Source organism: Spirochaetota bacterium, from assembly GCA_026414805.1.
In the GTDB taxonomy this organism is placed as follows: Bacteria; Spirochaetota; UBA4802; order UBA4802; family UB4802; genus UBA4802.
In genome coordinates this window covers 61,463-75,961 of sequence record JAOAIH010000005.1, presented here as the reverse complement: position 1 = coordinate 75,961, position 14,499 = coordinate 61,463, and the positions used below count along the sequence as shown (strand labels likewise).

Below are 14,499 nucleotides of genomic sequence, written 5' to 3'. Positions count from 1 at the left end.
TACTAAAAGTATAGTGAATTACACTTAATTATCAATGTAAATATATGTACTATAAGTCATTAATAAAAAAGGAATCATTTATTAAATTGCATCACTGAATATTATGGTGATTATGAATTGACTTTAAGAAAACTCACAATGACGAAACTACAAATACATATTATTAATGTAATCTCAGTACTTGTATTTTCTTTTATTACTGCGCAGTTAATTAATCAAAGCATCAAATTTTTTATTAAACCGGCAGATTATAAAAGTTATGTTCATCCACGGTATAAACCAGTATCAACCTCATTAAAAAGTTTTAGTGAATATCAATCAATGCTTGACTCTAACTTTTTTAAGGTAGCTACTGTTGATAATACAGGAGCTGCTGCATTGAGTAGTGAAATCAACGAATTAGTAGTATTAGGTACTATCTCCGGTCCATCTAGTATTGCACGAGCATTGATAAAAAAACAAACAGAAAGCTCTGCAAAAATTTATAAAGTGGGTATGGATGTGTATGGTTTTACTCTTATTAAGATTGATAATGCAAAAGTGTACCTAAAGAAAGATGGAAAAGTGGAAATAATAGATATGTTTGCTAAAGAGAAATCCTCTACCTCAAATATGGCACAGCAAGTAACTCAACAAAGCTCCCCAAATAGAATAGTTAAATCTATTAGCAAATCAGAAATTCAACAAAAAGTTTTAAACAATCTTGACAATGCTCTCAATGGTGTTAGAGCTGGACCATATCGTGTTGGTGGAAAAATAGAAGGGTTCAAGCTTTTTTCTGTTGCTCCTTTTAATATTTTATATTCAATGGGTGCCCGTAGTGGTGATATTGTTAAAAGAATTAATGGTCAAACCATCGATAGTACAGAAAAATTAATGAAGATGTGGGAAACATTAAAAACTGATTCACGCTTTGTCATTGAACTTGAACGCTCAGGCCAGATGATAACGTATGATTTAAATGTATCAGATTAAAATGATTTTACCATAATAAAATAAAACGCTTAACTGGTGGTTCAATGAAAAAAAATAAAATACTCAATCATATCATTTTTACATCAATGTCGAGCTTACTGATTATTTCATTTCTATTTGCTCAACAGGAAAACGTCCCCAAGGAAAAAACCGAGGAAATGCAGAATCCACAAGCTGAAATTGTAACTCCTAAAGAAGAACAAAAAGAAACCCAACCAAAACAAGAAATGAAGCAGGAAATTAAGATAGAAAAAGTAAAGGGTAAGAAGAAAGAAGAAGAAAAATATTTTACTCTTAATTTTAAAGATGTTGAATTGTCAGAATTCATAGAAGTAATGAGTCAGCTTATTGGTAAAAATATAGTAATTGATGAACGTGTGAGAGGCAAAATTACAGTCTCATCAGTTAAAAAAATTCCTATCAAAGATGCATATGAAGTAATGAAGGCTATCCTTGAATTAAAGGGATTTGCAGTTGTAGAATCCGAAAATCTCATAAAAATATTACCAATTAAAGATGCAATCAAGAAAAATGTTGAAGTAATTATTGATACCACAAAATAACAAATAGTCCCTTCATATGACCAAACGATTACCCATTTACAGGAAATCAAAAATGCTGATGCAGAACAAATTGCCAATGTTTTGCGAGCATTAAAATCACCAAATACTGATATTATTGTATATCGTGATTTAAATATCATTATTTATAGTGGTACAGCATCAGAAATTAACGGGTTGATTAAAATAGCTTCCTCACTTGATAAAAAAATTCAAGAACTTGAAATTGACAAAACTATCAAAGGAGATATTCATGTTGTTCATCTTGAAAATGCTGATGCAGAAAAACTTGCAGCAGTTTTATCACGAATACCATTCTCTGAATATGCTGTAATCAGTAAAGGCGATCAGTCTCAACAACTTGATGTAACCAAGCAAGCACAGCAAATTGCACAAGCTAAAGCTGCAATGACCGATAAACAGAAACTATCGATAATAGCAAATAAGGAAACCAATTCACTTATTATAACAGCAAAACCTGAAGAATTTAAAATGATAAAAAATATCATTGACCAGTTGGATATTGTTCGTGAACAGATCTTAATTGAAGCTTTAATAATTGAAGTATCTGCAGATAGTGGCTGGGGATTTGGTATTGACTGGATGTTGGGTGATCAATATGGTTCACATCTTTATGGAGGCTCATCCATACAGGGAACTCCACCTTCGTATACACTTCCATCTGGTATGACTGGAAAGAAAATAGCAGTTCCATTAACAACTGGATTTCAAATTGGCTATCTATCCGATAAATCTATGTTAGGGTTTGCTTTACTCAATGCAACCGGTGCTGAAAAACATTACAACATTTTATCAACACCACAAATACTAACAACCGACAATCAGGAGGCTGAAATAAATGTTGGCGAGGAAATTCCTGTGCCAACCAATAACCGAATAAGTGATACAGGTGTTCAATTTTATACGTATGAATATAAATCCGTTGGAGTAAAACTCAAGATTACTCCTCACATTACATCACAAAACAGTATTACTTTAGATTTATACCAGGAAGTTAATTCGGTTTTGGGCCAAACTACTGTGCTTGAGTCAGGATCAGTAATTCCTCCCAAATTAGGTAAGCGTGACATAAAAACAAAAATTAATGTTGCTGATGGTAAAACTATTGTTGTTGGTGGATTAATAACTAACAATAAAAGTGTTGAAGAAACCAAAGTACCTATTTTAGGAGATATCCCCTTATTAGGATGGTTTTTTAAACGCAAAGTTGTTGAATATAAAAAGACTAATTTATTGGTATTCATAACACCTCACATTGTCACGAAACAATCAAAAATTGATGCATTAACCGAACAAAAACGTGAAGAACAACGCAGGTTGCAATTAGAGTGATTATGATAGGGATAAAAAATAAAAAGTTAGGTCAGATTCTTATTGATAAAAAAATAATATCAAATGAAGATCTTCAGGATGCTCTTTTAACCCAACAAACAACACCGCTGAAGATTGGGCAAATATTAATTAAAAAAGGATTAATTGGAGAGATAGATTTATTAAAGGCTTTGGCTTTACAATTTTCAATGGAGTTTGTTGAACACCTGGAATTTTATGACAATGACAAAATTCTTAATGTCATACCAGCTCAATTTTTGAAACGATATACAATAGCTCCATATTTTGTTAAAAAAAATACAATTAAAGTTGCCATAAGTGATCCTTTACTCATTCAACCATTAGATAACATAAAGATTATCTTTGAAAATTTTAAAATTGTTCCTGTATTATCAACTGAAAAAGAAATCGTAAAGATAATTAATAATCATTTTGAGCTTTTAAAAGATAATTCAACTACGTCTGTGATTGAAAACCTTGAAGAGACTGATTTTGAAATACTCACCTCACCTATTACTGAAACCGAAGATATCCTGGACATGGCCAATGAGGCTCCAATTATACGGCTTGTTAATACTGTAATAAAACAGGCAATTGAAGACAGGGCAAGTGATATACATATAGAGCCTTTTGAAAAAGATTTGATCATCCGGTTCAGAATAGATGGAATTTTATATAATATGTTCACCCCTCCTAAGAAATATCAGGCAGCAATAATTTCACGTGTGAAAATTATGGCTAATCTCAATATTGCTGAAAATCGACTTCCTCAGGATGGAAGAATTCAATTAAAAGTTGGAGGTAAGGATATTGATATTCGAGTATCAGTATTCCCAACTTACTTTGGTGAACGAATTGTTTTGCGATTACTCAATAAAAGTGATATGAAATTTGACCTAGATTCTTTGGGGTTCAGTAAGGAAACATTAAAAACTTTCAATGATTTAATTAAAAAAACACATGGTATAATACTGGTTACTGGACCTACAGGAAGCGGTAAAACAACAACTTTATATAGTGTTTTAACACGCCTTAATACTCCAGATGTAAATATTTTAACAGTAGAAGACCCAATTGAATATCAGCTACATGGTGTTGGTCAAATGCAGGTCAAGCCAAAAATTGAACTTACATTTGCAGCAGGATTACGGTCAATATTACGACAGGACCCAGATATTATTATGGTTGGTGAGATTCGGGATCTAGAAACAGCTGAAATTGCAATACAGGCTGCATTGACAGGCCATAGAGTTTTTTCAACAATTCACACAAATGATGCTGCCAGCGGGATTACAAGATTACTGGATATGGGTGTTGAGCCGTTCCTTATTGCTTCATCCGTGAATGCATTTTTAGCTCAACGCCTGGTGCGCACAATATGTCCTTACTGTAAACAATCATACAAACCAGACCCTGTAGTGTTAAAAGATTTGGGTTTAAAATCATCTCAAATACAAGGTAAAAAATTATATAGAGGAAAAGGATGTGATAAATGTATTAATACTGGTTATTTAGGAAGAACAGGAATATATGAACTGCTTCCTATTACAAATGATATCCGAAAATTAATTATGGAACATGCTGATGCTGTACAGATTAAAGAAAAAGCAATCGCCAATGGTATGAAGACACTACTTCAGGATGGAATAGAAAAAGCTCTTCAAGGTATTACAACATTAGAAGAAGTATTGCGGGTTAGTTAAGTCATGATATTTGAATACATTGCATTAACCAGTAAGGGAGAAACCGTTGCCGATATTATTGATGCTCCATCTGAAGTTGCTGCCCGTCAACGATTGCGTAATAATGGATTATATATTGTAAAAATAGCCAGGCATGATGCTGAGAAAATTGAGACCAATAGAACTACAACAAATATATTTAATAATATAATTGATAAGATATCTCATTATATTAGCCTTCAATTAAGCGCAAAAGAAATAAGCACATTTTCCCGTCAATTATCTACAATGCTAAAAGCTGGTATGCCTCTTTTGACATCAATATCAACGATAATTGACCAGATTGAAAACCCTGTATTTAAAAGAGCAGTTGTTGATGTTAAAACAAAAGTTGAAGAAGGTTCATCCCTTTCCAATGCACTTGAACGACATGGTTATATATTTAATGAATTGTACATAAATATGATCAGGGTTGGTGAAAGCTTGGGTTCACTTGACAGTGCTTTAGAAAGATTAGCTGACTTGGAAGAAAAAAAGAACCTACTAAAAAGCAAAGTTCAATCTGCATTATGGTATCCCGCATTTATGATATTATTTGCAATCGCAGTTGTTGCATTCTTAATGATAAGCATAATACCTTCGTTAGGGAGAATGTTTGCGGAATTAGGTAAAGACCTCCCCTTGCCTACTAAAATAGTAATGGGTATTAGTAATTTTATTACTTCGTTCTGGTACGTTATTATTATAATTATAATATTTTCTATTTATTATTACAACCGATATAAAGCCACAGAAGAAGGAAGAAGAAAAATTGATGAATTGAAGCTTAAATTACCATTAATAAATTCATTGTATAAAAAAGTATTGATACACAGATTTACATATAATTTGGGAGTGTTATTATCAAACAGAGTTGATGTTATCAAATCACTTGAGATTGTACAACGATTAATGCGAAATGTAATCGTTGAAGAAAAGATACATAAAGCAGCAAGAATGATTCAGGAAGGTTCTTCAATTTCAAATGCATTATCAAAAGAAAAATTCCTGCCACAATATATCATTGGCATGATTGCAGCAGGTGAATCAAGCGATACGGTAGATGAAATGCTACTAAATATTGGCAAAATATATGAAAACGAGATTGAATTATCCATAAACAGCATGACAAGCCTTATTGAACCAATAATTATTGTTTGTATGGGATTTGTAATTGGACTTATTGTTATATCAGTATTATTACCAATTTTTGAAATGAATTTGATTGTTAAATAATTCAAATTATTTAATGGTAAAATATTTTCAATGGAGGTTATATATGAAACTTAGTAAAATACTAATTTTTATGAAAAAGATACATGACATTATTAACAATTCCAGGGGATTTACGCTCATAGAATTACTTATTGTCATTACAATTATTGCAATTCTATCAATAGTCATAGTCCCACGATTTATGGATATTCCGCAAAAAGCAAAGGTTGAAGCTGCACGTCAGCAGATTGCTGCTTTTTCAATGGCTCTGGATCATTATTATCTTGATAATGGTAACTATCCAACAACTGAACAGGGCCTTCAGGCTCTAATTGAAAAACCAACTACTGATCCCATTCCTCAAAACTATAATCCAAAAGGATATATGGATAAAAAAAAGATTCCTAATGACCCATGGGGTAATCCCTATGTGTATAATTGTCCAGGAACCCATGGTAATGACTACGAGATAATGAGCTATGGTGCTGATGGGAAAGAAGGCGGTAGTGGTTTTGATGCTGATATAACAAGCTGGCAATAAATTCCTATGGTATGATAAAATGTCTCAAAACAAATAATGATGGGTTTACCCTAATTGAGTTGATTGTAGTTATTGCGGTTTTTTCTATTTTATCAATAGTGGTTATACCACGTATCACAAATTATCTTTCATCATCTCGAGATAATTTTTTGATTTTAAGTACGATAATTACTAAAACATTTGATGATTCTTTCATAAATAACAGAACTAATTTTATAATCATCCATTGTCAGAATAGGGAGAATGAGATTCTCGAGATGTCAAATTCTATATTTGAACGCTCAAACGGTATTTCAGTTGCAGTCCTCAGTAGTACAAATGAATTTATTGATAATCCAAATAAATTGTTAAAATATCGTGAATTCCCTGACTCTTTTGCCATTAAAGAAATTCTACTGCCTGACGGCTCTCGTTATACAACTGGAAATGTTATAATTCCAATATACTCTTCTGGTTGGTCAACTGGTGCTATCATGCATATACTAGTAAATGAATCAGATGAATGGTCAGTGATCATCAATCCATATTTAAAAACTCCAAAAGTTTTGAAGGGTTTTTCTACCTATGAAGATATCCAATAAAGGATTTACATTAATTGAAATACTTGTAGCTATAGCAATTTTATCAATCGCAATGTTAGGTATCATGAGTGCAGTGTCATCTGGAATTTTGGGCATTACTAAAAATAAAAATTTAACTATTGCCATGCTTATAGCCCAAAGTCAGATGAATAAATTTTTAATAGATAACCAACGCGGTCCTGACTTGGAAGATGAACCGGTATCGGAGTACCCTGGATTCAGTTTTTCAAGGACAATTACTCGCTATGAAAATGCGATGATTGGCCCTATAGACGCATATAAGGTTGTCATTACTGTGAAGTGGATTGAGAGACAACAGCAACGTTCATACAGCATATCATATATTTACCAAAAGCGATAATATGAATTTTATACAATATTTACAAACAGATAATAAAGGATTTACTCTTATTGAAATTCTGGTGGCAACAGCAGTTTCATCTATAATTTTACTTTTGGTATATACTACTCACCATTCAATTATTCAATCAGTAAATAGTTTATCAAAAACTGCTCTTTTTTATGAAGAGGTAAATTTAGCAATTTACAAAATGAACCGTGATTTTTCATGTGCGTATTTTGATCGATATAAAGAAAAACTATTTTTTATAGGAACAAATGAATACGGCGATAAAAGTTTAGGCAAAGTTGATTTTGTTACTATCAATTCAGTAGAGAATGCTATATCAGGTAAAATATCTACATCAACCCCTATTACTGATGTTTTTGAAGTTGGCTATTATCTTAAACAAATGGAACAACCTGATAAAAATGGCAACTATCTCTATTACTTGATGAGAAGATCTGATGTTATGTACGATGAAGATCCACTTAATGGTGGCGATAGCTCTGCTATATTAGCTAATGTTGTTGACTGTAAATTTGAATTTGGCATTGCCCAAAAATTTACTAATAAATGGGACTCACGAGAGTATCGACGGTTCCCTAATGCAGTGAAGACAACACTGATAGTTAAAAATCCAAATGGGAATGATGAAAATTTTGTATTTATATCCTATATTAATTTAAGCAGATAGTTATTGTATCAATGTTACCAAAATTAAAAAAAATATCCGCTAGATTTTTTTATAGCTACAGTTCAAAGGGTTATGTTTTAATAATAGTGTTAATAATAATTGCAGCAATTATATCAATTTCTTCAGAATTTTTAATTTTGGCTCAAACTAATACTCGATATCTACAAACGTTTACAAACAGGCAGAAAGCGTACTGGATAGCCCGTTCAGGAATAAATTTAGCAATTGAATTACTGGAAGCAGATAAAAGAGGCTCAATTGCTAATTTTTTAAGTGGTGATATTGAAACCGACCCTAATGTAGATTCATATAAAGATATATGGGCATTACCTCTCCCTGAAATACCATTAGAGAATGGGAGTCTCCAATTATTTATTGAAGATGAAAATTCAAAAATAAATCTCAGTGTTTTGGCTAATGAATTTGTAGACCAAACACCATATTATGTTATCACCCAGCGTTTTTTTATAAATATGGGGTTACCCCTTGACCTTGCTGACTGTATTTTAGACTGGGTGGATATTGATGATGCTCGTTCCCCATATGGAGCGGAATCTTCTGATTATTATCAAAATTTATCCAAGCCATATAAAGCAAAAAATTCAAGTCTTGATACCATAACCGAATTACTCCTTGTAAAAGGTATCTCACCAATGATATTTTATGGATTAGGTGGAGGTAATTATGGTTTGGAAGGCAATCTTGTAGACAACAATAAAGGATTACAGAATGTTATTGAATCTTTAACCGGGAGTACTAAAATTGAAGTTTCAAAAGATATATCATTAATAAAAATAGGTAAAGAGAAAAACAGGGCATTGTTTCATTATTTCAGAGTTAATGGCGAACGCAGTGATTATTTAAATGACATTAATAAAATAAATATTAATACTGCTAGTTTCAGAGTATTATCGGCGTTGACAGAAGCCATGACCGATGATAAAGTGACAGAAATAATACGAAGAAGATTACAAAAACCATTTAAAAACGTTGATGAAATTAGTGATATCATAACTGATGAAAATGTAAGGAAAAATCTATTAACTGTTCGTTCTTATATTTTTAAAATAAAATCTGTTGGCAAAGTAGGTACAACATCATTAAATATTATAGCCTATTACCACCGTGAACGAAAACAAATTATAAATTGGGCAGAAGAATAAAAACTGGAGGTTTACTTTGTTCGAGAATATCGCAGTTTTTGATTTAGGTTCATCTTCAATAAAATGTATAAAAGCAAAAACTGGTTTCAAAAATTTCCAGGTTGAATCCCTGATTATTGAAGATCTTAACTTTTCAATAGAAGATAAACTTGAAAGAATCAGCAATGCAATTGAAAAGATACTTTCTGAAAATGATTTAACTGGTTATACAATAATTTCCACTCTTCCTTCAAACAGATTATTTTTTTACACCTTTAATTTCCCTTTCAGAAACATAAGCCAAATATCTGAAGTAATAGGATATGAAATTGCCGACTCTATACCACTTGAAATGGATAAAGTTATATTTGACTTCCAACCCATTCAAATACAGTTGGCGGAAGGTATGGATGTAATTGCGGTTGTTACTCAAAAGACATTTGTACAGCAAATAATAGAAGTTTTTGCTAAATATAACCTGAATATTGAGTTTCTTGGAGCAGAGTTCAACTCACTCTTTAATACATACAATTATTTTAATACTGTACAGAATGAATCAGTAATTCAATTAAATATTGGATATGAAAAATCATTAATAAATTTGGTTATCGACAATAAATTATGTGCAACCCGATGTATTTTATTTGGTGTTAAAAATATTGAGTATCACTTAAAAAAGTTGCAAACTGAATATTCAGGATTGAGCAAATTTATAGCACATTATTCTTTTGATTTTTCATCTTTTGAAAATAATATTCATTATGGATTACACAAAAAATTAAATGTATCACAACAAAAATTTAAAACAGTTTTCAACGATATTCAGAATGAAATATCTTTGTTAATAAATGATATAGTATTATTTATTAATTCTGAAACTCAGAAATATGAAAATTTTTCATTACAACGAATTATCGTTTCAGGTGGTGGTGCATTGCTTACAGGTTTAAGCTCAATATTATCACAACAATTGCAAATACCAGTAGTAATGCAGAATCTGATCAGTCAAACAAATGATACTGAAATTCAGTCACAGTTTTATATTGCATTTGGAACTCTCATTGACTATATAAATAGGACAAAACAAAAAACAATAAACCTATTAAAGGACGAATTCCAACTATCACTTTCACAAAAATCTAAAAAAAATTTCTACATTGCTTTGTTTTATGGTTCATTAAGTATAGTTTTTTTTATTTTGTTTATAATTATATCATTGATTTATCAAATATCTTCATCAGCATATTATAACCGTATTCTTGAAGAAAGATACAAGCGCTATTTTGTGACAAATATTGTCCCCGATGATCCTATTAAAGAAGCAACAAACCGTTATACAACCATAAAACGCGAATTAGATAGCATAGAATCTTTTCTTAAAATTGAAGATAAAATGATTGAGATTCTAAATTTATTAGTGTCAAATTTTCCTTATGATGCAAATTTTGATTTAAATAACTTGGTTATCAATGAAAGTATCATAAGATTAGATGGAACAATAAATTCTACTGCAAAAATCGATGAATTCAAAAACCGATTAGTACAAACTCAAAAGTTTGAATCAGTTGTATTTAATACAAATGTTACACAAAATAATGTTAAATTTTCAATGACCATAAAATTTAAATCAAATAAACCAAAACGTCAAACTACAACTAACGAGGAATAATTAATGCTAAAGCTTTCTAACAGAGAAAAATTATTATTAAAAATTCTTCTTTCAATATTAATTCTCATAATAGGGTATAACTTTATATTTATACCTTTAATGAAATTTTTCTCTTCTTCAGATACTGTAATAGTATCCGATAAACAAAAAATAGAACAACTCGATAGAATATATAACAATTATAAAGAACTTGAAACAAAGCGAAATCAATATATGTCACTTTTAAAAAGTGATTCTGAAAATATAAGTACTATGATTGAACAGTGGGCTCAAAACAGCAATATTGCCAAAAACATAGCCTACTCCAGAAGGAATCAAACAAATGTTCAAAATAAATATATACGGATAACTACAGATATGAAGTTGGATGGAGTATCAATTCAATCGCTTATACGATTTATTTATGAAATTGAAAGTTCTAATAAGCTTGTCAATATTAGCTATCTCAGAATTAATAAATCATATAAATCACCTAATCTATATGATGTAAATTTGAAAATAGAAAGTTATACGCTACAATAATTTTCTGGATAAAAGTCATGAATTTAGACAACTATAAAATTATATTAAAAAAATATTATGATAGATTATTTGGTTTTTTAAAAGAGATAGTTACTGTACCATACTTCTGGCAATATTTTATTTTTTCAGTAGTAATGGTAATACTTTTTGTTTTTTTTACTTTCCCATATGAAATTATAATACAAAATCAAATCAAGGCAGTTGAACAAAATATAGCTAATTATATATCAATAGGTAAATTAAAAATACATACTATAACCGACTCTTTGGCTGAAGATGTAACAATTGAACTTAAAAATGGTTCAGAAATCACTTTACAGAATGTTTCATTTAATTTTACAATAAATCCAATTTCACTATTTATAACACGACATTATGATGGAACAATAAAAGCAAATAACCTTAATTTTATTGGTGAAAAAATACAAATAAAAACAAATGCTGATCTTCTTTATGATCTTAAATTTAACCAAAAGATGCCTTATCCAGAAGATGGCAATATAATTTCAACATTGAATGATGTATCTATAAAAGGTATAACGTTGCAAGGTTTTGAAATACCTGATATAGCTATAACACAAATTAAATTGCATCTTGTATTTGAGAAAGGGAATATTATCAATCTAAAATACCTTCTATTTTCTGGCTCAGACATCAGAGGCAATGCATATGGAACAATAACATTGTCTAATTACTTTCAAAATTCTTCACTGAATATAACAATACAGATTGACTCGCAATCAAAAATTCTAGAAGATTATAAAGTATTATTAGAATCTATGACAAAATCTGGTACAAAAAACATCATAATAAAAATAATGGGTACTATAGGTAATCCTAATATTGTTACCCAATAAAAAGCGATAGTATGAAAATAAAAGTTGCTGAAAACACTGGTTTTTGCATGGGAGTGCGCAAGGCTGTCCTTGATATAGTGAATGAAATAAATCACAGCGAAGAATCTATTTATATTTTAGGGCCACTTATTCACAATCCCCAAACAGTTTCTATTTTGCAATCACGTGGTCTTATCACCATTGATTCTTTTGGCAATATAAATAATAAAATAGTTGCTATTCGTACTCATGGCATGCCTAAAGAATCCTTGAGGATTTTAAAGGAAAAGGCATCTAGAATTATAAATTTAACCTGTCCAAGAGTTGCTCGTGTTCAGGGAATTGTTAAAAAATATTCCAAAGAAGGTTATTTTGCAATTATTATTGGCGATGACCACCATGCTGAAGTTGAAAGTGTTAAGAGTTATACGGATGCAGGTGTAGTTGTAATATCCAGTACCGATGATATAGATAAAATTCCAAAAGCAATTAAATATATTGTAGTAGCACAAACAACATTTGATGAAAACTTATTTGAAAAAATTACTCAAATTTTAAAAAGCAAATATGATAATCTTTTAATATTTAATACTATTTGTGATTCCACCCATAATAGACAAAGTGATGTAATTAATGCAATAAAAGAAGGCATAGATACATTGGTTGTTGTTGGTGGTAAAAATTCAGCAAATACCCAAAGGCTTGCAAAAATAGGTAAAAATAGCAACATAAAAACATTCCATATCGAAACTGAAGATGATTTGCATGATGAAGATTTTATGAATTCAAAATATGTTCTTGTTACAGCTGGAGCATCAACTCCAGGATGGATTATTAATAATGTGTTGGAAAAATTGTATTCAATATCAAACAAATACGAAAGCCCAATAAAGCATGTGCTAATGCGTTTTTTGGAAATAGCAACAAGATTAAATTTGCTTTCCTCAATTGCTAGTTTTTTTATGTCCCTGTTGTTGGAAGAAATATTAGGAATATGGTCATCATACAAATTCCCATTGCTTTCAGCATCTTTTATATTTTTAATGTATGCAATAAACAACTACTTCCTTAAAGACACTCTTAAAATAACTAACCCATTTAAATATAAGCTACATAAAAATAACCATTTTGTTATTTTAACTGCAACTGTTGCTTTAATTTTATTTTCAATGATTATTACTTTTTTAATTAATGACTATGTTAGTATAATTTTGTATTACATTATATTATTTACAGGAATGGTATATTCTACAAGCTATATGCAATTTTTTATAAAGAAATATTTACCATCTTTTATTCAAACAATATATTCTATTAAATCAATTCCTGCTAACATTGGATGGATAACAATCACTTTAATAATACCACTACTCAATGCCTATCAAAATAATAAAGATCAATTAAATACGTATTTCATCATCTCGTTGATATTATTTCTATCTTTTCTTATTATTTCAAGAAATCTATTATTAGATTTTATTGGATTTAGTGGAGATCTTATTATAGGCAATATCACAATACCAATTATATTAGGTCTTAAGAAAGCTAAATTTATATTTTATATATTATCAATAATATCAATGGTATCGATATTTTATCTGGCATTACTCTATAATATAATGTATATAGTATTTATTATTAACATAGTTTTTTACAATTTTCTTTTCTATAAAATTATTAATCTTAAATATTTTATATCTTTAAAATATGAAATATTAACTGATTGTAATTTTTTATTATTTATTATCTTGTGTTTGATAATATTGTTAAATACTTAAATTATTTATGAAATAATTTATAAAACTGCAATATATATCAAACTATAATTTAACTATTCATTATTTTCATTATAAATTACAAATTCTTTTTCAGCTATTGTATTCCCGCTATCTACTATTACTATTTTGTATCTGCCCTCTTCATAATTTTGAATATTTCCATAAATACATGGTTTATTTTTTGAAACATTGTCATAAAAAGAGTAAATATCTATCCATACCTTCTCTTTTTTTAATATAACTACTCCAATTTTTTTTTGCTTTGATAATTTCGCAAAGCAAAAAGACCAATCTATTTTCTCATCGTGATTAAATTCACACAATTCATCTTTGATAATGTATCGGTCATCATTACTATTTTTAAATGCAAATGTCCCTGTTGCTTTTGAACAATAAAGTATAAGCAAAAAAATAAATAAAAGAAATATACTTTTATTCAACTTTGTAATCATCTTTGTCTAATTCTATTACTTTATTAGTTTTTCTTTGTTGTTCATGATACGTATAATCATTGTTTTTTCCACTAATATTTTGTGATTGAGTGGTAATAATTTTTATTATATATTTAA

At 29.7% G+C, this 14,499-nt stretch carries 15 protein-coding genes and 1 pseudogene; 15 read left to right on the top strand and 1 reads right to left on the bottom strand.

Annotated features, from left to right (window positions below):
* Positions 1-138 precede the first annotated feature (138 nt).
* From N3F66_02270 to ispH, 15 genes and pseudogenes are all read left to right on the top strand, one after another.
* Complete coding sequence (locus N3F66_02270) at positions 139-975, top strand: hypothetical protein (protein ID MCX8122974.1); 837 nt, start codon at positions 139-141, stop codon at positions 973-975.
* A gap of 44 nt (positions 976-1,019) precedes the next feature.
* On the top strand, positions 1,020-1,538 hold the full coding sequence (locus tag N3F66_02265; protein ID MCX8122973.1) for a hypothetical protein: 519 nt from the start codon (positions 1,020-1,022) through the stop codon (positions 1,536-1,538).
* A gap of 81 nt (positions 1,539-1,619) precedes the next feature.
* The gene (locus N3F66_02260; GenBank protein MCX8122972.1) at positions 1,620-2,888 is read left to right on the top strand and encodes a hypothetical protein; all 1,269 of its coding nucleotides are present in this window, start codon (positions 1,620-1,622) and stop codon (positions 2,886-2,888) included.
* A 2-nt stretch (positions 2,889-2,890) separates the two neighbouring features.
* On the top strand, positions 2,891-4,591 hold the full coding sequence (gene gspE, locus N3F66_02255; protein ID MCX8122971.1) for a type II secretion system ATPase GspE: 1,701 nt from the start codon (positions 2,891-2,893) through the stop codon (positions 4,589-4,591).
* Between the two features lie 3 nt (positions 4,592-4,594).
* Positions 4,595-5,845, top strand: coding sequence for a type II secretion system F family protein (locus N3F66_02250; protein MCX8122970.1), 1,251 nt, complete (start codon positions 4,595-4,597; stop codon positions 5,843-5,845).
* A gap of 70 nt (positions 5,846-5,915) precedes the next feature.
* A complete protein-coding gene (gene gspG / locus N3F66_02245; protein ID MCX8122969.1) occupies positions 5,916-6,365 on the top strand; it encodes a type II secretion system major pseudopilin GspG in 450 nt (149 codons plus the stop codon).
* 11 nt (positions 6,366-6,376) lie between these two features.
* Positions 6,377-6,460: pseudogene (locus N3F66_02240) on the top strand (prepilin-type N-terminal cleavage/methylation domain-containing protein).
* A 162-nt stretch (positions 6,461-6,622) separates the two neighbouring features.
* Positions 6,623-6,946, top strand: coding sequence for a hypothetical protein (locus N3F66_02235; protein MCX8122968.1), 324 nt, complete (start codon positions 6,623-6,625; stop codon positions 6,944-6,946).
* Positions 6,930-7,307: a type II secretion system minor pseudopilin GspI gene (gene gspI / locus N3F66_02230; protein MCX8122967.1), complete on the top strand. Its 378-nt coding sequence runs from the start codon at positions 6,930-6,932 to the stop codon at positions 7,305-7,307. Before N3F66_02235 ends, gspI begins: the two co-directional genes overlap by 17 nt.
* A 1-nt stretch (position 7,308) precedes the next feature.
* Positions 7,309-7,983 carry a prepilin-type N-terminal cleavage/methylation domain-containing protein gene (locus N3F66_02225; GenBank protein MCX8122966.1) on the top strand — a complete coding sequence of 225 codons (675 nt, stop codon included), beginning with the start codon at positions 7,309-7,311 and terminating at the stop codon, positions 7,981-7,983.
* An 86-nt stretch (positions 7,984-8,069) separates the two neighbouring features.
* Positions 8,070-9,146: a general secretion pathway protein GspK gene (locus N3F66_02220; protein ID MCX8122965.1), complete on the top strand. Its 1,077-nt coding sequence runs from the start codon at positions 8,070-8,072 to the stop codon at positions 9,144-9,146.
* A 16-nt stretch (positions 9,147-9,162) separates the two neighbouring features.
* Positions 9,163-10,794, top strand: a complete 1,632-nt coding sequence (gene pilM, locus N3F66_02215; protein ID MCX8122964.1) for a pilus assembly protein PilM — start codon at positions 9,163-9,165, stop codon at positions 10,792-10,794.
* A gap of 3 nt (positions 10,795-10,797) precedes the next feature.
* On the top strand, positions 10,798-11,316 hold the full coding sequence (locus tag N3F66_02210; protein MCX8122963.1) for a hypothetical protein: 519 nt from the start codon (positions 10,798-10,800) through the stop codon (positions 11,314-11,316).
* Positions 11,317-11,333: 17 nt separating this feature from the next.
* A complete protein-coding gene (gene gspN, locus N3F66_02205; protein ID MCX8122962.1) occupies positions 11,334-12,173 on the top strand; it encodes a type II secretion system protein GspN in 840 nt (279 codons plus the stop codon).
* Positions 12,174-12,184: 11 nt separating this feature from the next.
* Positions 12,185-13,930 (top strand): 4-hydroxy-3-methylbut-2-enyl diphosphate reductase, encoded by a 1,746-nt coding sequence (gene ispH / locus N3F66_02200; GenBank protein MCX8122961.1) that lies wholly within the window; start codon positions 12,185-12,187, stop codon positions 13,928-13,930.
* A gap of 53 nt (positions 13,931-13,983) precedes the next feature.
* Here ispH and N3F66_02195 read toward each other — a convergent pair whose 3' ends face one another.
* Positions 13,984-14,370: a hypothetical protein gene (locus tag N3F66_02195; protein ID MCX8122960.1), complete on the bottom strand. Its 387-nt coding sequence runs from the start codon at positions 14,368-14,370 to the stop codon at positions 13,984-13,986.
* Positions 14,371-14,499: the final 129 nt, after the last annotated feature.